General features: G+C 44.7%; 19 protein-coding genes. 11 read left to right on the top strand and 8 right to left on the bottom strand.

From position 1 onward, the window contains the following. Positions 1 to 16: 16 nt before the first annotated feature. Both F891_RS01760 and F891_RS01755 read right to left on the bottom strand, forming a co-directional pair. Positions 17 to 1021, bottom strand: coding sequence for a hypothetical protein (locus F891_RS01760; RefSeq protein WP_005261740.1), 1005 nt, complete (start codon positions 1019 to 1021; stop codon positions 17 to 19). Between the two features lie 367 nt (positions 1022 to 1388). Further along, positions 1389 to 1634 (bottom strand): SlyX family protein, encoded by a 246-nt coding sequence (locus F891_RS01755; RefSeq protein ID WP_004278477.1) that lies wholly within the window; start codon positions 1632 to 1634, stop codon positions 1389 to 1391. Positions 1635 to 1667: 33 nt separating this feature from the next. Here F891_RS01755 and F891_RS01750 point away from each other — a divergent pair, with 33 nt between their 5' ends. Both F891_RS01750 and F891_RS01745 read left to right on the top strand, forming a co-directional pair. Next, positions 1668 to 3572, top strand: coding sequence for an ATP-binding cassette domain-containing protein (locus F891_RS01750; protein WP_005261739.1), 1905 nt, complete (start codon positions 1668 to 1670; stop codon positions 3570 to 3572). Between the two features lie 107 nt (positions 3573 to 3679). Beyond that, the gene (locus tag F891_RS01745) at positions 3680 to 4615 is read left to right on the top strand and encodes an LpxL/LpxP family acyltransferase (RefSeq protein ID WP_005261737.1); all 936 of its coding nucleotides are present in this window, start codon (positions 3680 to 3682) and stop codon (positions 4613 to 4615) included. Between the two features lie 323 nt (positions 4616 to 4938). Here F891_RS01745 and F891_RS01740 read toward each other — a convergent pair whose 3' ends face one another. After that, the gene (locus F891_RS01740) at positions 4939 to 6069 is read right to left on the bottom strand and encodes an endonuclease/exonuclease/phosphatase family protein (RefSeq protein ID WP_005261736.1); all 1131 of its coding nucleotides are present in this window, start codon (positions 6067 to 6069) and stop codon (positions 4939 to 4941) included. 188 nt (positions 6070 to 6257) lie between these two features. On the opposite strand from F891_RS01740, the gene asd reads away from it, so the two are divergent. The 6 genes from asd (at position 6258) to F891_RS01710 (ending at position 13602) form a co-directional block, all read left to right on the top strand. Continuing rightward, positions 6258 to 7376: an aspartate-semialdehyde dehydrogenase gene (gene asd / locus F891_RS01735; RefSeq protein WP_005245919.1), complete on the top strand. Its 1119-nt coding sequence runs from the start codon at positions 6258 to 6260 to the stop codon at positions 7374 to 7376. 120 nt (positions 7377 to 7496) lie between these two features. Further along, the gene (locus F891_RS01730) at positions 7497 to 9083 is read left to right on the top strand and encodes a FimV/HubP-related protein (protein ID WP_004729474.1); all 1587 of its coding nucleotides are present in this window, start codon (positions 7497 to 7499) and stop codon (positions 9081 to 9083) included. A gap of 66 nt (positions 9084 to 9149) precedes the next feature. Beyond that, positions 9150 to 10466, top strand: coding sequence for a hypothetical protein (locus F891_RS01725; protein ID WP_005261728.1), 1317 nt, complete (start codon positions 9150 to 9152; stop codon positions 10464 to 10466). Between the two features lie 47 nt (positions 10467 to 10513). Continuing rightward, positions 10514 to 11482, top strand: a complete 969-nt coding sequence (locus F891_RS01720; protein WP_005261727.1) for an asparaginase domain-containing protein — start codon at positions 10514 to 10516, stop codon at positions 11480 to 11482. Between the two features lie 14 nt (positions 11483 to 11496). Then, entirely contained in the window at positions 11497 to 12294 is a 798-nt protein-coding gene (truA, locus tag F891_RS01715) for a tRNA pseudouridine(38-40) synthase TruA (RefSeq protein ID WP_005261726.1), read from the top strand. A gap of 156 nt (positions 12295 to 12450) precedes the next feature. Next, complete coding sequence (locus F891_RS01710; protein ID WP_005261725.1) at positions 12451 to 13602, top strand: IS4-like element ISAbe18 family transposase; 1152 nt, start codon at positions 12451 to 12453, stop codon at positions 13600 to 13602. 62 nt (positions 13603 to 13664) lie between these two features. Here the strand turns inward: F891_RS01710 and F891_RS01705 are convergent, their stop codons facing one another. Next, the gene (locus F891_RS01705; RefSeq protein ID WP_005107962.1) at positions 13665 to 14672 is read right to left on the bottom strand and encodes an AraC family transcriptional regulator; all 1008 of its coding nucleotides are present in this window, start codon (positions 14670 to 14672) and stop codon (positions 13665 to 13667) included. A gap of 231 nt (positions 14673 to 14903) precedes the next feature. On the opposite strand from F891_RS01705, the gene infA reads away from it, so the two are divergent. From infA to F891_RS01690, 3 genes are all read left to right on the top strand, one after another. Further along, the gene (gene infA / locus F891_RS01700; RefSeq protein WP_001284370.1) at positions 14904 to 15125 is read left to right on the top strand and encodes a translation initiation factor IF-1; all 222 of its coding nucleotides are present in this window, start codon (positions 14904 to 14906) and stop codon (positions 15123 to 15125) included. Between the two features lie 133 nt (positions 15126 to 15258). Beyond that, positions 15259 to 15639: a hypothetical protein gene (locus F891_RS01695; RefSeq protein WP_005250613.1), complete on the top strand. Its 381-nt coding sequence runs from the start codon at positions 15259 to 15261 to the stop codon at positions 15637 to 15639. A 144-nt stretch (positions 15640 to 15783) separates the two neighbouring features. Beyond that, entirely contained in the window at positions 15784 to 16182 is a 399-nt protein-coding gene (locus tag F891_RS01690) for a hypothetical protein (protein ID WP_004729461.1), read from the top strand. A gap of 73 nt (positions 16183 to 16255) precedes the next feature. Here F891_RS01690 and leuB read toward each other — a convergent pair whose 3' ends face one another. The 4 genes from leuB to leuC all read right to left on the bottom strand — a co-directional run bounded on the left by leuB (position 16256) and on the right by leuC (position 20212). Further along, positions 16256 to 17335, bottom strand: coding sequence for a 3-isopropylmalate dehydrogenase (gene leuB / locus F891_RS01685; RefSeq protein WP_004278493.1), 1080 nt, complete (start codon positions 17333 to 17335; stop codon positions 16256 to 16258). Positions 17336 to 17377: 42 nt separating this feature from the next. Next, complete coding sequence (locus tag F891_RS01680) at positions 17378 to 17941, bottom strand: hypothetical protein (protein ID WP_004729459.1); 564 nt, start codon at positions 17939 to 17941, stop codon at positions 17378 to 17380. A gap of 87 nt (positions 17942 to 18028) precedes the next feature. Next, complete coding sequence (gene leuD / locus F891_RS01675; protein WP_004729456.1) at positions 18029 to 18679, bottom strand: 3-isopropylmalate dehydratase small subunit; 651 nt, start codon at positions 18677 to 18679, stop codon at positions 18029 to 18031. 99 nt (positions 18680 to 18778) lie between these two features. Beyond that, positions 18779 to 20212 (bottom strand): 3-isopropylmalate dehydratase large subunit, encoded by a 1434-nt coding sequence (leuC, locus tag F891_RS01670; protein ID WP_005250608.1) that lies wholly within the window; start codon positions 20210 to 20212, stop codon positions 18779 to 18781. Positions 20213 to 20333 lie beyond the last annotated feature (121 nt).

The following is a 20333-nucleotide window of genomic DNA, read 5'->3' as shown; positions in this document are numbered from 1 at the left end:
AGTTTGCACGATAAAATTAATTCAGGAACATTTCATGACTATATAAAATTTCGTGACCATTCCAGTAAATATAACCTTTCTCGATCAACTCCTTCAGCAGCAAGCGGATGTCCGATTTTGGAAATAACTGTTCCAGTAAATCACGCAGCTCATAAATGTCTTTGGGTTTATCGCCCTGCAATTCACGCAGTTTACGCGCCACTTCCAGTTGTACCGGATCGATCCGGCCAAAGTTCTTGAACAGGTCTTGCTGTGCCGACTGGATTGGTGACTTGAGTATTTCAGATTCAACTGGAGCTTCTTCTGCCTTCAGTTGGGAAATGACCTGATCCAGTTTTGGATTTTCAACCGGGCTTTGTTCATCCAGATTGAGTTGCAGCCATTGTTTCAAAACTTTTTTGCGGAAGCTGATTTGCTCATCATAGCGTTTGACGATTTTCAGGTTAATCAACATGCCGACCACATGCTGAGCTTTTACCGGCATCACTTGCAGAATATTCGCCACTGAGTTTTTTAGGGTTTCCACCGTATTCGGTTTGCCGCTCATTTTCCCTAACGCATCACAGTATTTTTTCACCAGTTGCAAGGCAGGTTTGTTCTTGATGGTATCCAGACTCGGAAGATGATTTTTAGGTTGATCGGTTGGAATGTTTGTCTCATCAGGCTGAATCTGAATTAGGTGACACGGAATATCAGAAGCTTGCAGCATCTGCTGCAACATCTCGCAGCTGTCCATCGCCGAGATCAATTCAACCTCGGTTTCCGGCTCCAGTAGCGCCATAAGCTGACCGACAATGACCGCATATTCATATTCTTTTTGTGGCGATTCAGGCGTGTCCAGTACCACCACCTGACCACTGCTAATCCAGCCGGCAAGCTCGGTTAAATCCTCTAAGGAGAATTCAAATTTTCCGGCACAGCTAAACAGATATAAAGTCGAATAATGCGCCACAATCTCACGCATTAACTTGGCTGTAGGGAAATTATTTTCGAGGTCGAGTAGAACAACTTTTGGGTGCATGGGACGCAATTCCGGAATGTACCTGAGAGCCGGTATTAGAGTAGGAAGTGAGTGAAAGGTCAAATAATTTTATGGCTGAATGGGTGCAGCCCTGTTTCGGCAGAGGGCCAAACTGCATTTTATGAAATGCCGGCAAGAAATCTGTTTGCAAGCGCGAATGTTTGTTTTCAACAGGAAAATTCTTTTACACTTGATCATCGCGTTGCACTTTATTACTTTTATATGCGTGTTTAAGGCAATTTAAAAGCCCATTCAAAACAAAAATACTTCTCTTTTTATCATCTTATAGATTGACTCATTTTTATTTTTCAATAAAAAACCCTTAGATCAGCTAAGGGTTATTGTTGATTAAATCATTGGTTGCAAATTAATAATGCGGTGGTCGGTCTGCAACCGGATCAAATTCTGCTATGCCTTCAGACAGATCTGAAGACTCAACACGTTGATATAACAGCGTCATTTGCTTTTTCAGGTCAGCAATTTCCAGGGTCTGTTTGGCCACCTGATCATTCAACTGTTCAACTAAATCGTCTAAAAATGCAATTCGCACTTGCAAATCTTCAATGGGTGCGGAAAATGACGCCTGATCATTTAGATTTTGTTGTTTAGTCATTTAAAGTCCTCATTGGGGATTTCAGGAAACATTATGGCCTATATTACCCTTAGGGATGTCCAACTTGCGTTTGGTGGACCCGCCCTGCTCGACGGCGCGAATTTTAACTTGGAACGCGGCGAACGAGTGTGTTTGATTGGCCGTAATGGTGAGGGTAAGTCTACCTTACTTAAGCTGATTGAAGGAAGTTTACTGCCTGACAACGGCGAAGTTTCATTACAAAACGGCATTACCATTTCCATGCTGGCGCAAGATGTACCGATGGATTCAGGTAAAGTGGCTGATATCGTGGCAGATGGCGCTGGTGAAGCGTCAGAAGTTCTGCGTGCTTATCATGCTGCCAGTGAAGCTTGTGTACTAGGTGACATGGACGCCTGTGATCGTATGGGCAACCTGCAACACAAAATGGATCAGCTGGATGGCTGGGCCCTGGAAACCAAGGTCAATTCGATTTTAAGCAAAATGGGCCTGGACCCGGATGCAGATCTTGCCGATTTGTCTGGTGGTCGTAAACGTCGTGTCTTGCTAGCACGTGCTTTACTTACCCAACCTGATGTCCTGTTACTCGACGAACCGACTAACCATTTAGACGTTGAAAGTATCGAATGGCTGGAAAAATTCCTGCTCGATCAAAATAATTTGACCCTATTGTTCATTTCGCATGACCGTGCCTTTGTCGATAGCATTGCTACCCGTATTGTTGAACTGGATCGTGGTCAACTGCGTAGTTATGAAGGTAACTATTCACGTTATCTAGACCTGAAAGCCCAGCAAATGGAAGCTGAAGAAAAGCAAAATGCGCTGTTCGATAAAAAGCTGGCTGAGGAAGAAGTCTGGATCCGTCAAGGGATTAAAGCCCGTCGTACCCGTAACGAAGGTCGTGTCCGTGCCCTAAAAGCATTACGTGAAGAATCTAGAGCACGTCGTTCGCAACAAGGTAAAGTGACGATGGCGACTCAGGATGCCAACCGTTCCGGCAAACTGGTGTTTGAAATTGAGAACCTGAGTGTGAAATTCGGTGACAATGCACCGATCATCAACAACTTCTCTGCACTTGTCCTCCGTGGCGACCGTATCGGTCTGGTCGGTGATAACGGTGTCGGTAAAACTACCCTCATTAAAGCCATTCTGGGCGAGCTAGAACATGGCGGTACGGTGAAGACCGGTACGCAGTTAGAAGTGGCCTATTTCGACCAGCTCCGTAATGCGCTGGATCTGGAAAAATCTGTTAAAGATAACGTCTCAGAAGGTTCTGACCACGTGGATGTGAATGGTAACCGTCGTCATATCTATAGTTATTTACAAGATTTCCTGTTTTCGCCAGAACGTGCCCGTACCCCAGTCAAAGCTTTGTCAGGTGGTGAGCGCAACCGTATCCTGCTAGCGAAACTGTTGCTGAAACCATCGAACCTGATTGTGATGGATGAGCCAACCAACGACCTGGATATGGTGACTTTAGAGTTACTGGAAGAGATGCTGGGTGGCTACAAAGGCACCCTGCTGTTGATCTCGCATGACCGTGCCTTTATGGACAACGTGGTAACATCCACTTGGGTCTTTGATGGTAAGGGCAATATTGACGAATATGTTGGCGGTTATCAGGATTATCTTGAACAGCGCCCGGATCAAACCGTGGTTGACCAAAAAAGTGCCGTGAAAAAAGCCATGGCCAAAGCAGAAGCTGAGGCGGCACCGGTCGCTGCCAAGAAAGTTAAGCTTAGCTACAAGGACCAGCGTGCACTCGAACAGCTTCCAGCTGAGATGGAAGCGCTAGAAAAAGAGCAGGTCGAGATCAATGCACAACTGGCTGATGGCTCTTTATTTGTGACTGATTCCGATAAAGCACTGAAACTGTCTAAACGCTTATCCGAAATTGATGAGCTGTTACTGGAAAAATTAGAGCGTTGGGAAGAACTGGACAACCTAAGTAACGGCTAAATATTCCCCGAGCTTTTACTAAAGCATCTGTATTCGTACAGATGCTTTTTTATTTCAATAATCTTCTCTGTTAGACTGCATTTAATCTTTTGGCCCTAAATTGTTTTATGAGTACTCAGCCTGCATATCAACCCGGTGAATTTCAATGGTCATTCCTGTTACCTCAATATTGGGGCAAATGGCTAGGCATTATTTTCCTGATGATTCTGGCGATCTTACCTTGGGCCATTCAGCATCGTCTGGCGTCCCTGCTGGGCCACCTTTCTTTTAAATACTTGAAATCACGCCGTGAAACCACGCTGCGTAATCTGGAAGTCTGCTTTCCCGAATGGTCTGAAAAGCAGGTACAGGACAATGCCCGTCAGGTATTTATCGATCAAATGCTGGGGGTGTTTGAGACGCTGAATGCCTGGTACAGTCCGAAATGGTTTCAGGGCCGCGTCAGTATTGAAGGCTTGGAACATATTCAGAAGGCACAAGCCGCAGGCCAAGGCATGCTGTTATTAGGCACGCATTCAACTTTGCTCGATGCGGGTGGTTATCTTTGCGCACAATATTTTGAACCGGATGTAGTCTATCGTCCGCAGAATAATCCACTTTTGGACATGCTGATTTACCGTTGTCGCGCCACAATTTATGCCAATCAGATTGACCATGATGATATGCGCGGTCTGGTACGTAACCTGAAAAATGGCCATGCGATCTGGTACAGTCCGGATCAGGATTATGGTTTAAAACAAGGCGTGATGGCACCTTTTTTTGGCGTGCCTGCGGCGACTGTAACCGCACATCGCCGTTTACTGAAAATGACCAAAGCGGCTGCAATTCCTTTATATTTCTACCGTCATGGCGATATTAACAATCCGCGCTACCATGTGCTCATTGAACCGGCACTGGAAAACTTCCCTAGTGAGAATGAAGTTGAAGATGCCACTCGCGTGAACCGGGTGATTGAGCAGCAGTTGCGCATCGCACCGACCCAATATATGTGGTTCCACCGCCGTTTTAAGACTCGCCCTGAAGGTTATAAATCAATTTACTAAATCGATTTGATCACGGAATTTGAAGGGCTATAGCTTAAAATCATGTTTAAGTAATTGAAATAATTTAACCCGAGCTCTACATCCTGTAAAACTCGGGTTAATGAGGTTGTGCTTTCACATATTATAATTCGTTCTGCTTTTTTGTGATTTCCCTTTCAGCATCATATCCATGATGTTTTCATTCAGCTTCGTCTTCCTTATGAGAATATCCTTTCTCGACTCCCTGTGCTGATAAACCTAGAATACCCAGATTCCCAACCCCTGCCCATTCGCAAGAAGCGTAAACTGTTGTAAGCAATATCGTACACTTTTCTTCTAAAAACCTATGAGATTTTGCCCCCTTCTTTATAAGCCAGGGCAACTTCATCAGTGACTATTTTTTCCTCTTTCTCTGCTTTCTGAATGCCCTCTTCAATGGCTTTTTGTGCTTCCTGCTCATCTTTATCAGTTTGTTCTAATTCTTCCTGAATATGCTCGAATACCCGACCGGTTTGTAATACCAGAAAGACCGGAAAATGGTCAGAACCTACATGCGGTAAACGCTCCATGTGTACCAAGGCAAAATCGGTACTATGAAAGACGTGATCCAGCGACCAGCGGAAAAAAGGATAATCTGCGTGAAAAGTATTCACATAATGACGTCCTACCCGCGGATCCAGCAGCCCACTAATGCGTTGAAACAGGCGTGTGGTACGTGACCAGGCCACGTCATTCAGATCGCCCATGACGATACAGCTTTCATCCAGATCTTTAATCTGATCACCGACAATCAGCAGTTCAGCATCACGCAAGGTAGAATCCTTGGCCTCGGTCGGACTGGGTGGTTTGGGATGCAGACAGTAGAGCTGTACCGGTTGTCCTGAGCGTAAAATCACCGTGGTATGAATGGAGGGAATTTCATCACTCAGAATAAATTTAACCTCAGTTTCACTCAGTTCGAGCTTGCTATATAGATGCATGCCATACAGATTATCCAAAGGCACAGGCACGCGATAAGGATAATCAGCTTCAATCACCGAGAGTGCATTTTGCCAGTTTTGATCGGTTTCCAGAGTCAAAACCAGATCTGGCTGATGAATCTGGATCTGCTCGATCAGTAAATGATATTTGGTATTGGTAGTAAGTACATTGGAAACGACCAGGGAAATCTGACGTTGCGGATCCAGCTGATCATGCTTGACCTGCTTGACCTGTTTTTTCCAGATAAAGGTATAGGGCAATACCATTTTCAACTGATAGGCCAAAGCTGCCATCAGACCGATAAAAAGCAGCTGATTCAACCAGTTCCAGGGATGATCAACCAGGAGAAAAAGAATAAAGGCGATAAAGCCCAATACCAGAATTTGTAAGCGTGGGAAATCCGCACCCCGAATCCACCATTCATCGCGTGGTATCAGTGACCAAAAACTTAACCAAATGACAATGATTGCCAGAATTTGGATAACCCATATCATAAACTGCGCTCTTAATTAAGTTATTATTTTTTCTAAAAGAAAAATGACGTTATCAATTTTGTATGTATCATAAAGCAGATATTTCTCTCAAGAATATTGATGTTTTGATTGTGTAGCTCTTGCAGTTGAGTCCCTTTTTGGTACACTCGAATCCCTTTTGATTTTTTAACGCACCGAGGCAAAGTGACATGAAAGTAGGTCTGGTCGGTTGGCGCGGGATGGTTGGTTCCGTCCTTATGCAACGTATGGTTGAAGAGAATGATTTTGCTCATTTTGAGCCATTCTATTTCTCTACCAGTAATGCAGGCGGTGAAGCGCCGGCATTTGGCGGTAAGACCGCCCCAGCACTTATGGATGCATCAGACATTAACAGTCTGAAGCAAATGGATGTCATTATTACCTGTCAAGGTGGCGAATATACCTCTGAAGTTTTCCCGAAACTGAAAGCTGAAGGCTGGAACGGTTACTGGATTGATGCAGCATCGACCTTACGTATGGATGATGAAGCCATCATCGTACTTGATCCGGTGAACATGCATGTGATCAAAGACGGTCTGGTCAAAGGCACCAAGACTTTTGTCGGCGGTAATTGCACAGTTTCCTTGATGCTGATGGGCTTGGGCGGTCTGTTCCAGAACAATCTGGTGGAATGGGCAACTTCAATGACCTATCAGGCCGCTTCAGGTGCAGGCGCACAGAACATGCGTGAACTGATCAATGGTATGGGTTATTTATATAACAATACCAAAGAGTTGCTAGATGATCCGCGTTCTCCAATTCTGGATATCGACTCTAGAATTGCTGAATTACAACGTGGTGAAGGCTTCCCGTCTGCAAACTTTGGCGTTCCTTTGGCTGGCTCACTCATTCCTTATATCGACAAGCAGCTGGAAAGCGGCCAGTCGAAAGAAGAATGGAAAGGTCAGGTTGAAACCAACAAGATTCTGGGCAATCAGCAGATCGTACCGATTGATGGTCACTGTGTGCGTATTGGTGCCATGCGTTGTCACTCTCAGGCATTAACCCTGAAATTGAAAAAAGATGTACCTTTGGATGAAATCGAAGACATCATTGCACGTGCCAATGACTGGTCTAAAGTGGTTCCAAATACTCGTGAAGCATCGATGACTGATCTGACGCCTGTTGCTGTAACAGGTACTTTAAGCGTTCCAGTAGGCCGTCTGCGCAAGCTGAACATGGGTAAAGAATATCTGGGTGCATTCACTGTAGGTGACCAGTTGCTTTGGGGTGCCGCTGAGCCGTTACGCCGTATGCTGCGTATTCTGATTGATTATAAAAATGCCTAATATCCTTTGGATATAAAGCCAAAAGCCGATCTTTATTGATCGGCTTTTTTATGTAACTATTGCGTAAGTATTTTACAAAAAACAAACATCCCGTTAATCTATAATTTTCGCTATGCGATAATGACTGAGCTCACGATTAAGATGACTGTATATAACAAATTAAAGCTTGCCATTTTAGCCATTGTCGCTTCACAAAATATTTATGCGATTAATGTAGATCCGGTTCAGATTCAGTCTGCCCCAGGGGAATTACTCTACGCAGAAATGACTTTTCGGCAGTCTGATATCAATTTGCCGATTGAAGTCAGTCTGGCTTCACCTGAAGATTTACTCTCGATAGGTGCATCGCATCAGCCACCTGGTCATCTGAACTTTTTTACTCGGCGCAGCAATAATGGCACCGGGGTTATTACTATTACTTCTTCTCGCCCCATGACAGAGCGCGAGCTGAATATTATTGTCAAAATCAAGGAAGGCAATGCTGCACGTCTGCAACATATCCGTACGCCCTTACAAGCTAAAACTGATTTATTAAAAGCTAGTCTCAAACAGAATGAACGCCCGCTTGCACCAGTTGTCGTCGTCAGTGAAAAAGATATTGCACTCAACTTACCCGTAAGTAGCCATTACAGTACAGCAGCTTCCGCTGCCTCAAATAAGCCACCGGTTTTAGAAAAGCCATTGGCATTGCAACGCACAGCACCACCTGTATTATCGAATATTTCCATTCCTAAAACTGCATTTGCACCAGCTGTAATGACATCAAGTCCAGCGATTCAGGCGCAAGCGATTGCGCCTGTGCTTAAAAGCGAGGCTGTAACTGCACCCGATATTCAAGCCCCAGTTAAAACTGCAGCGGCGCTTTCAGATTCAGTAAAGACCTCACAAGCAACTCTTGCATCGCCGGCTCCTGCAGCAGCCTCGACTACAAACAAACCAACCAGTACGATACCAGCAAATCAAAGTGCATCAGCACCAAATAAAGCAAATATGCAGAAAGCTGTAGAGTCCCATTCTGATCATCAAACTGCTTCCAGTGATCCATTGGTGAAAAAATTTGCTGAGGAACAAGCCAGAAAATCAACTGGATCAGCTAATCCGGTGAAAACTCCAGCTCCAGTTACTACAAAAGCTTCACCAGTCAAAGCAACTCCGAATCAGACTCAACCTACTTATGTAGTTCAATCCAATGAGTCACTGTGGGGAATTGCCTCACGAATTGCTCAACAGCAGCAGCGCCCGGTCAATGAAGTCATGCAACAAATTAAAAAAGACAATGAGCATGCTTTTATTGGAGGAAATGCCAATCGTCTACGTAAAGGTGCTGCATTGAACTTAAATACGACTCATCCTACACCTGCGCCTATTAAAGTCACTGCGGCAAAGCAAACCGAGCTACCGTCTAAGCCTACTGGCAAGACTAAATACCGCCTGAATCAGGCAGAAATGAGCCTAGTGGCTGAGAACCAGCGCGATTCCGGGCAAGTTTCTGCAAACCAGAACACAGAACGCAATCAAACATCAAAGGAATTGTCATTAAAAGTTATGACAGCCCGAGAAAAAACCGTTAAATTACAGAGAAACGTAACTGAATTAGAATTGGCACTCAATCAGAAGGATCACAGAATTCAGTTATTAAATGCGCGTCTGGCCCAGCTACAACAACAGCTCAAAGCCCAACAAGCAGATAAGAAGCCAATTAATTAAAAAGTTACACATGACGATTTATTGGGATAGGCGAACTTAAACTACTCTATCCCCAAGGGGTAAAACATGCTGATTTATGTGATTCCATTAGTGATATTGATCATCGTATTAATTGTCTTTAAAAAACGACAAGATGCTCAAGAATCAGATAAAGCAAAAACTAAAACGGTAAAAGCGAAAAAACCTGGCTCTGCTTCAAAAGCTGCTCCACAAAGAACCAAAGTAGTGGAGCCAGTCGGGGTCACAAAAAAATCAGCAACGCCATTATCAGCAGAAACATGCAAGAAAATTGAAGGCCTGATTCAGGAACGTAATTTTTTTGCGGCCGAAGCACAGATTAATCAGGCACTGAATCGGGATAATTCCCAGCATGAACTCTATCTGTTGTTATTGGATATTCATATCTTACAAAAAGATGAGTTTGCGATTTCACAGCTGCTCAACCATATCCGCTCTTTGCATTTAGATGAGATTCTGGCGCAAGCTGAAGCGAAACAGCGTGAATTTGAAAAATCTTCATCTGCTGTACAAGATACCATTGATTTCCCAAGTGCCCAGCCTAAAACTTCTTCTGCGCAGGAAGCTACTTCAACTTCAGATGCTTTTGCCGATCTGGTTGCACCGGCCCCTTCAAATGAACTGGCATTTGAACAATTGCAGCAGGACTTTCAATCAAGCAAGCCGGCCCCTGTTGCAGAACCTGTAACAGATATTCAGCCACTTGAATTTAATTTTGAACCAAAGACTACCCCAGTAGAAACACCAAAAGCTGAAGAGGCTCCTGTACCTGCTGCTCCTTCTGTAGATTTTGAATTTCAGAGTACATCTACAGATATTCAAACTACAGCAGTAACAGAAACGGCACCTGTCTTAGACTTTAAACTGGATTTGGAACAATCTGCTCCAGTAGAAACAGCACCAACTGTGACTGAGGAAATCAAGCCTCTCGATTTTTCATTCTCACTTGACACACCTGTACCAGCAGCTGAAAAAACGGCTGTGCCAGCGACTGAGTTTGACCTGTCTAGCTTGACAGCTGCAGCACCTGTGGCAGAACCAGCGTCACAAACCAATCTATCAGGCATGGATTTTAAATTAGATCATTTGGAAACCACGCCAGAAGCACCTGCTGCGACAGCGATGAATTTCGATCTTCCTGCTACACCAGCTCAGGCAACGATAGACCAGCATGATCCGCTGGTGCAATCTTTCCCGGAATTACTGGATGTTAATGAAGCAAGTCTTAACCTGGATCTTGCCCAGCAATATATTCAACTCGGTGCCTATACCGCTGCTCGTGAAGTCATTGCGGAGCGAGAAGCTGAATATACTCCTGAGCAACAACAACGCGCCGAGCAATTACTGAATCAAATCGCATCTTGATGCATTTCGATTTACACTAAAGCAGTCAATAATTGGCTGCTTTTTTTATGATAAAAAATATTGCATTAATTTATATGGGCGGCACATTCGGCTGTGTGGGAGACCCTCTTGCACCGATGCCTGCTGATTTATTTATTCCAAAGCTCGAACAGATACTCGCAGAGCATTATTTCGTCGAATGCTATCATGCACCCGCTATTAAGGACAGTAGTGCCTGTACAGCAACCGACTGGTTGCAACTGGTACAGTTTATTCAGCAATTGCAATCGCGGCAGATCCAGCATTTTGTGATTATTCACGGTACAGATACACTGAGTTATGCCAGTGCAGTACTGGCACATTTTATTGGAAACTCGGCGCATGTGGTGTTGACCGGTAGCCAATATCCGTTGCTGAATGCTCAAGACAATGAACAGCGTGAATTTAGCGATGCCCTGGATAACCTGAAATTTGCATTAGATTCGGTCAGCACCTGTAGCGCCGGAGTCTATCTGGCATTCCATCATCAGCTGCTACATGCGCAAACTGCACTGAAACAGCATACTACCGAGTTAAATGCCTTTGCAGGTCTTGAGGCCAATATCGCAATCCAGACCCATCAACCGTGTTATCAGGTCAAGGTAGAAGATATTGCGAAAGCGGCTGAATTCAACTGCATGAGCATCATGATGCAGCCGATTGATCTGGCTCAGCAGCTGAATAACTTGAACAACCTCTTGGCTCGACCACCGCATTTTCTATTTTTGCAAGGTTTTGGCACTGGCAACCTGGCGGTCAATGACACCATGATTGCGCTCATTGATCAACTCTATGAGCAGGGCTGCATTTCCGTCTTGACCACCCAAGTGCCTTTTGGTGCGACGGATCAGCGCTATGCTATTGCCGAATGGGTCAATCACTGCAAAATTTTGCTGAATGAAAGTTATGGACATGCGGATCTGTATGCAAAAGCCCTGAAAATGTATTTACAATACGACACTGTAGAGCAATGGCATCGTCATTGGTACGATCAATAAGGTTTGAGGTCATTATGCAGCGTTTTGCGGTGGGAATTGAGTTTTGTGGGATGCATTATCGGGGATGGCAGACTCAACAGCCGGGAGTTGCAAGCGTACAGGAAACCATTGAAAGGGTCCTGAGCCGAGTTGCCGATCAACCGATTAGCCTACAGGGTGCCGGCCGCACGGATGCCGGGGTACATGCGACCAACATGGTGGCACATTTTGATACTGATGCCGTGCGTTCTGAACGTGGCTGGCTGATGGGCTGCAATAGCCAACTCCCTAAAGACATCTCGATCCAGTGGATCAAAGAAATGGATCACAGCTTCCATGCCCGTTTTAAGGCACAGGCGCGCCGCTATCGCTATGTGGTCTACAACCACCCTGTACGCCCGGCATTGCTGCATAAACAGGTCACCCATGTCTATGCACCGCTTGATGTTGAACAGATGATATACGCCGCGAAAAAGTTTGAAGGCACGCATAACTTTGAAAGCTTCCGCGCCGCAGCCTGTCAGTCCAATCAGCCCGTTCGTCATGTCAGCCATTGCCACCTGATTCAGCATGGTCAATATCTGGTATTGGATATTCAAGCCGATGGCTTTCTGCACCATATGGTGCGCAATATCATGGGCTGTTTACTGGAAATTGGTCAGGGTATGTACGCTGCCGATCATATTGATACTATTTTCGCTGCCGAAGATCGTAAAGCCGCAGGCGTGACTGCACCAGCAGATGGTTTGTATTTTATTCATGCTGACTATCCGGCGCAGTTTGAATTACCGGAGTTACCCTTAGGTCCACATTGGCTGAATATGCCGGAATAGTTTTTAAATTTTTTAGAATATTTACCTCCCCTAACCCCTCCTAAAAGGAGGGGAATTCCCACTGCTGTCCCATAGTTTGCTTTAAATAAAAAAACCTGAGTCCTAACAGTTAAAATATGAGTGCAAACAAACACTTTAACGACCAGGATTCAGGTTTTGTTACATCAGAATACCGTATTTCATGAGCTAATTAAACCTGTTGTGCGACAGGATTTTGAACAACTTGCTAAAGTACACCATGTTGGACAGAAATTTAGAGCGGCTTCCCGGTGGGATCAGTTTATTGCCATATTGATGTCTCAATTCTCTTGTAGGCAAAGTCTGAGAGATATTCAATCCAATTTGGAGTGCCAACAGGAAAAGCTAAGTCATCTCGGAGCAAAGTCTATTCCCCGAAGCACGCTGGCACGAATCAATGAGCAGCAGCCTGCTGCCTTGTATCAACAGCTATTTTACAAGTTGCTTAAATACTATGAACACTCAAAAGTAGCTCATAAATTTCGCTTTAAGAATCCCTTGTATTCCTTGGATGCCAGTCATATTGACCTGTCGCTTTCCTTATGTGAATGGGCCAAAGTTCACGACTCAAAAGCCAGCATGAAACTCAGCATAGGATTGAATCACAGCAATGATATTCCTGAGTTTGTTGCAGTTGAAAATGGCAAAGAAAATGACATGGTACAAGGCCGCAAATTCCAGTTTCCTGCTGGCAGCATTGTAGTTTTTGATAAAGGCTATGTCGATTACCAATGGTATGCAAATCTGACTGCTCAAAACATTGGATTTGTCACACGTTTTAGGCCTAAATCTGTGTATCAGGTGATCCAGCAACATCCAGTGCTTGAATCCAAAGGTATTCTAAAAGATGAAACCATTCAGCTGAATAGCGCACATGCCCTAAAAAGAAAAGCCCCAGTGTTAAGAAGAATTGAATATAGAGATCAGCAAAGTGGCAAGCACTTTAGCTTTCTCAGCAATAACTTTCATTTAGCCGCCTCCACCATTGCGGCGATTTATAAAGATCGTTGGAAAGTTGAGCTGTTCTTTAAGGCGATTAAGCAGAATCTCAAATTAAAAGCGTTTCTAGGCCGCAGCAGGAACGCAATTCAGACACAAATCTGGATTGCGATGATCGCCTATTTATTGGTGAGTTTCGCTCAACATTTAGGGAAAACAGGTTGGACAGTTCAACGTTTACTCAGAATAATTCAAGTGAATTTGTTTGAAAGAAGAACTTTAAAAGCTTTATTTTCACCCGATAAAATACCCATAAAACAAGAGGAAGCTCAAATGAGCTTCCTCTTGTGAAAAATTGTGGGACAGCAATGGGGGAATTCCTCCCTTTTTTAAAGAGAGGTTAGGAGGGATTTTTAACGCTGCTTCCGCTTCCGATATTCCACTGGCGTTTCATTGGTCCAGCGTTTAAAGGCACGATAGAAGGTACTTGGCTCGGAAAAACCGGTCAGATAGACAATCCGCTCGACGCTCTCATTGGTACTCGCCAGCAAACGCTTGGCCAGACGACAACGATAATCCGAGAGAATCTGCTGAAAACTGGTATGTGCCTCACTCAGTTGCGTTCTCAAACGGCGTGGCGTGATATTCAGTTGTGCTGCTACAGTTTCCAGTGTGGTTTCACCACTCTCCAAAGTAGAGCCGATCGCACGACGGACTTCACCGACCAGATCATATCTTGCCAGTTCCTGTAGCTTTTCAATGGCCAGTTGCTCATGCAGCTGCAACAGCTCAGGTTCAGCCTGCCACAGCGGATATTCCAGGATAGTCGGATCGAAATACAAACGAGTTTCTTTCTGACCTAGACTGACCGGACACTCATAAACCCGGAAGTATTCATCATCAGGTGCCCCTTTATAAAAATTAAAATCGATATAAATCGGCTCAAAACGCCCTTCGGTAATAAATTTAAAGAAACGCAGTACACCTGACATAGCACATTCAGTAAAATGACGATTGACCAGACTCTCAGCAAAAGGCTGTTCACCATTGGTTAAATAGCAGCGATCATCTTCAATCACTAATTTGGCAGCAAAGGCATCGCTGATCAGTCGCTGATAAGCCAAAGCACGTTTCAGTCCCTCACCAAAATTTTCAGATGAAACAAACAGGTGTTCAATGACCTGACCACGATAAAGTGGCAGGTGCTCACCCAGATGCAATCCAATGTCCGGGTCCTTGCTGACTTCCTCTGCCGCCACCCAAAAGGCATATTGGGCACTCAGCGGGGTACGGTCATTGGCTTCCACCTGATTTAAAGCCACTCCTGCTTTGGTCAAAAGTTCTTCTGTTGGCAACCCCGCACGACGAATCGCCTGATAGCCTAAACGCAATACGACTGATGCATCCGTTAGCTGACTCACTCAAAAGCCTTCCTTGTATGTACTTCATTTATACTTAAAAAGATTAATTTTAGATTAACTGTGATTGACCAAACTGACAACAGAAACAGGTGTCTTTTTAGTTAAAAAAATTATCGTGACAGTTCGCCTATTTTACTGGCAGATGATCAGTCTAACGCCCGTTTCGTCTTGTATTTTGCAAAAAAATTGACTATAATTTGCGCCTTTCCAATTTATTCATTCAGGTAGGCTATGGCCAATAAAGAGGAACTCATCGAGTTCGAAGGCGTTGTCACCGAGACGCTTCCTAATACTATGTTCCGTGTACGTTTAGAGAACGGTCACGAAGTGATTGCCCACATCTCTGGTAAAATGCGTAAACACTATATCCGTATTTTGACTGGCGACAGTGTGAAGGTTGAAATGACACCTTATGATTTGACTAAAGGTCGTATCACATATCGTGCACGCTAAGTTTTAGCGCAAGCAAAAGCCACTTTTAGTGGCTTTTTTATTACTTGAATTATTTATCAATCAATAAAATAATTTGACACAGGCCTATAAATTCACAACTATTCATTGAATTAAAACAACACGTATAAAAACAATGAATATGAAATGCTTACCCCTACTTTCCAGCTTGTTTCTCGTTGCGTGCGCTACCGGCGGCAATCAGCATCTGCATCAGTCTCTACAACCTTATGTGGGTCAAACTGCAGCACAGGTTCGTAGCCAGCTTGATCTTCGCGCAACGGGATTCAAGACCTCCCAGCAACCGATTCAAACCGCAGAATCTCTCAGCTACACTATTTTTCGGGATATGAATATTCCGATGGCCACGCCGAATATTAGTCAGAGTATCTCGATCGGTGCACCAATGCCGATGCCCTCAAATGGTGGTTATAACATTGAGATGAAATGCCAAATCTGGTTTGACCTAAAAAATGAAATTGTTCAAGCCATCCGCTATACCGGTAGAGCTTGCTAAGCTGTACTCATCGAGTTCAAAGCCTGTATCTAATTAAATCAGGGATCAACCTCACCACGCTAAACTTCTACCGTGTATCAAATCACAACAGTATTTTTGCATGGAATGCGCTTACACTCATTTTATTTGGTGTGAGGACAACTCATGAAGTTCACACTGATTTTAGCATGCTGCACAGCCTTGGGTTTGCTTAGTGCATGCACCACCACCTCCTCAACGACTGCACAGCGTGATGCCTATTTACAACAGTTCATTGGGCAAAGCAGCCAACTGATCGATCAAACTTTGGATCTAAAACGTTTAGGTTACCAGCAGATCAGTGGGCCTGAACGCAGCGCCAAGCAATTAAGCTATGTGGTACAACGCCCCATTACCATTCCTTTGCCTGTAGCGCAGTTTCCTGCCACAGGGACAGGCACTGTACCGATTCCTGTCTCAGTAAGTCCTGCCGGCGGCTACGACGTCAAATTGCAATGTAAAATCACCTTCTTACTCAAAGATAATATTGCGACCGCGGTACGCACCACAGGCCGAACCTGTTAAGGGGTTTAAGCTTTGGAATTTCTATTATAAAAAAACGCAGCTCAAGGCTGCGTTTTTTTGAATCAAAACAGGCTTAGTTCAATGCAGCAACGACTGCTTGACCCATTTCAACCGTACCGACTTTTTGCATGCCTTCAGACATGATATCTGCCGTACGCAAGCCTTGATCCAAGACCTGACCTACTGCATCTTCAATCGCTTTAGCAGCCGCTTCTTCACGGAAGGTATAACGCAACATCATCGCCACCGAAAGAATCGTCGCTAATGGATTTGCCAGGTTTTGACCGGCGATATCTGGTGCAGAACCATGACAAGGCTCATACATGCCCTTGCCATTTTCATCCAGAGATGCCGATGGCAACATGCCGATTGAACCGGTCAACATCGCAGCTTCATCAGACAGGATATCACCGAACAGATTCGAGGTGACAATCACGTCAAACTGCTTTGGCGCACGCACCAGTTGCATTGCGGCATTGTCGACATACATATGCGATAAATTAATTTCAGGGTATTCGGCATCTTTCAGCGCAGTCACTGTCTGTTTCCACAGTTCAGTTACTTCAAGCACGTTGGCTTTATCCACTGAACATACTTTACCACCGCGCAAGTTGGCCATTTCAAAAGCGACTTTGGCGATACGCTTGATTTCAGATTCTGAATAAACGTCAGTGTTATAGCCTTGTTTCTCGCCATTTTCCAGTTCACGGATACCGCGTGGCTGACCGAAGTAAATACCACCGGTCAATTCACGCACAATCAGAATATCCAGACCTGCTACGATTTCAGGCTTTAAACTTGAAGCATCAGCCAATTGCGGATAAAGAATGGCTGGACGCAAGTTAGCAAACAGGTTCAGTTCACTACGCAATTTCAATAAACCACGTTCCGGACGAATTGAGCGCTCAATCGTATCCCATTTTGGACCGCCCACGGCACCGAGTAAAATCGCATCAGCTTTTTTAGCCTGTTCAGAGGTCACTTCAGGATACGGTGAACCATGTGCATCAATGGCTGCACCACCGAGTAAGCCCTGTTCCCATGTCAAATCGAGATTAAATTTTTCATTTACGCGTGTGAGTACTTGCTCTGCGGCTTTTACAATTTCAGGGCCGATGCCGTCACCAGCTAAAATCAAAATTTGTTTAGACATGAGATTTTCCGTTTAAAACGTCAGATTCAGACCTGACAGAGGTTAAATTTTCTTTTCTACAAACTCTGCAATCCCGGTGACTGCATTATAGGGTTTGCAAAAACGACGAATGGTTTTTTGCTCTTGTACCAGATCTACGCAAAGCGGATCCGGCGCCGAAGAATTTAATAAACTGCTGCTACGCGCACTACGGTCACGAAACATTTTTAAGCTATAGCGGTTATTGGCCTGAAAACGATGGAATACATGTAAAGTTTCCGCTTTATCCTTACTGATCGGATAAAAACGCACGACCAGTTCATGCTGTCCTGCCGGCACAGATAAATAAATCGGATTGGCCTGATTTAAATTTTTGGCCTGCAAGCGCACCAGTTTCTGCTTCAGCGCCTCATCACTGATGCGGCCATTGTCGGCGTTGACAATAATGGTCTGATTGAAGCGTTCGAACTGGCAATCTGGCGTCCCTGTACAGTAGATCAGGGCATTGCTTTTGCTCTCAGTATTTTCTTTGGCATGTTTGAGTTTCATCGTGTCGATGCTTTGACATGCAGTCAACAGCACCGATACTGAACTTAAAGCAAGCCACTGTTTCCAATAATTCGCCATAATGTCTGTCTTACCTAATCAAAAAACTCAATAATCTTCCGATATTAGCAAGGGCATCGCAGTCATGCCATGACAATTTTTACTGATTTATCCATGAATTTCGGCAAATACCCAAGGACGCGATTGTTTGGTTTTTTCTTCATAGGCACGAATATCATCCGCCACCTGCAAAGTTAAGCCAATATCATCCAGACCATTTAACAGGCAATGCTTGCGAAATGGATCGACTTCAAACTTAAAGCTTTCACCCGTAGGGGTACGAACTTCTTGTGCTTGCAAGTCAATGGTCAGTTGATAACCTTCATCTTCCGCACATTCCTTAAATAACTGCTCAACAATATCTTCAGCCAAAATCACAGGCAACATACCGTTTTTAAAACAGTTATTAAAGAAAATATCAGCAAAGCTTGGCGCAATCACGGTACGCAAACCATATTCGCTCAAGGCCCACGGCGCATGTTCACGGCTAGAACCACAACCAAAGTTGGCACGTGAAATTAAAATAGATGCGCCCTGATAACGTGGCTGGTTCAAGACAAAGTCCGGATTGATCGGACGAACTGAATTGTCCTGACCTGGATAACCTTCATCCAAGTAACGCAATTCATCAAATAAATTTTCACCAAAACCGGTACGTTTGATCGATTTCAAAAACTGTTTTGGAATAATTAAATCGGTATCGACATTGGCACGGTCTAAAGGTGCAACGATACCTTGTTCAACGGTATAAGCTTTCATATTTATTTCCCAACGAATTCGTAACCTCTCCCTACCCCTCTCCTACAAAGAGAGGGAACTCCTTCTCCCTCTGGGAGAAGGTCGGGATGAGGGCTTAAACTAGAATGAACGAACATCAACAAAGTGACCAGCAATTGCCGCTGCCGCTGCCATTGCGGGGCTCACCAAGTGGGTACGACCGCCATTGCCCTGACGACCTTCAAAGTTACGGTTCGATGTTGAAGCACAGTGCTCGCCTGGTTGCAATTTGTCAGCATTCATTGCCAAACACATAGAGCAGCCTGGTTCACGCCATTCAAAGCCCGCTTCGATCAGGATTTTATCTAAACCTTCCGCTTCAGCTTGTGCTTTCACCAAACCAGAACCTGGAACGACCATCGCCTGTTTAATGGTGGATGCCACCTTCTTGCCTTTCGCCACTTCAGCCGCTGCACGGATATCTTCAATACGTGAGTTGGTGCACGAACCGATAAAGACACGATCCAGCTGAATCTCAGCCAAGGCCTGACCGGCAGTTAAGCCCATATATTGATAAGCACGTGTCCAGTCATTGCGCTGTACGTCATCTTTCGCCTGTTCCAACGTTGGAACTGCTTGAGAGACTGGAATCACCATTTCAGGAGAAGTACCCCAAGATACTTGTGGCTCAATCTCTTCACCTTGCAAGACCACAACGGTATCGAAGTGCGCGCCTTCATCAGAATGCAAGGTATTCCAGTAAGCAATAGCTTGATCCCACTGCTCGCCTTTCGGTGCATATGGACGGTTTTTCACGTATTCAATAGTCTTGTCATCGACAGCAACCATCCCTACACGGGCACCGCCTTCGATCGCCATATTACATACCGTCATACGGCCTTCGATCGACATATCACGGAACACCTGACCACCGAATTCAATCGCGTGACCTGTACCACCTGCCGTACCAATCTTGCCGATAATCGCCAAGACCACATCTTTCGGTGTCACGCCCTGACCTAATTTTCCGTCAACGCGCACCAACATGTTTTTCATCTTCTTTTGAACCAGGCATTGGGTCGCCAATACATGTTCAACTTCTGATGTCCCGATCCCATGCGCCAAACAGCCAAAAGCACCGTGTGTTGCAGTATGCGAGTCACCACACACCACCGTCATGCCCGGTAAGGTCAAGCCTTGCTCCGGCCCGACCACATGCGCGATGCCCTGACGGATATCATTAATATCAAATTCAACAATATTAAAGGTCTTGCAGTTGTCATCCAAAGTTTGCACCTGGATGCGCGAGGTTTCATCTTCAATTCCGGCAACACCCTGCTCACGCTCTTTTTTCGAGGTCGGTACGTTATGATCCGGTGTGGCAATATTCGCGCTTAAACGCCATGGCTGGCGCCCGGCCAGTTGCAAACCTTCAAAGGCCTGTGGAGAAGTCACTTCATGTAATAAGTGACGGTCGATGTACAGTAAGGCAGAACCATCATCACGTTGCGTTACTAAATGGTCGTCCCACAATTTGTCATATAATGTTTTTGCTGTTTGGGTTGCGCCTGCCATGTCGATGTACTCCACTGGACTGGGTAAATTCTTTCTCTGATTTTGATTATATCGCTGCAATCACATAAATCTAATTTATCATTTTTATCAGTTAAAAAACTTTTTGGAATCTTTTAAAAGC

It is taken from the genome of Acinetobacter sp. CIP 101966 (assembly GCF_000369725.1).
In the GTDB taxonomy this organism is placed as follows: Bacteria; Pseudomonadota; Gammaproteobacteria; order Pseudomonadales; family Moraxellaceae; genus Acinetobacter; species Acinetobacter lwoffii_Q.
This window is presented reverse-complemented; position numbering and strand designations above follow the sequence as displayed.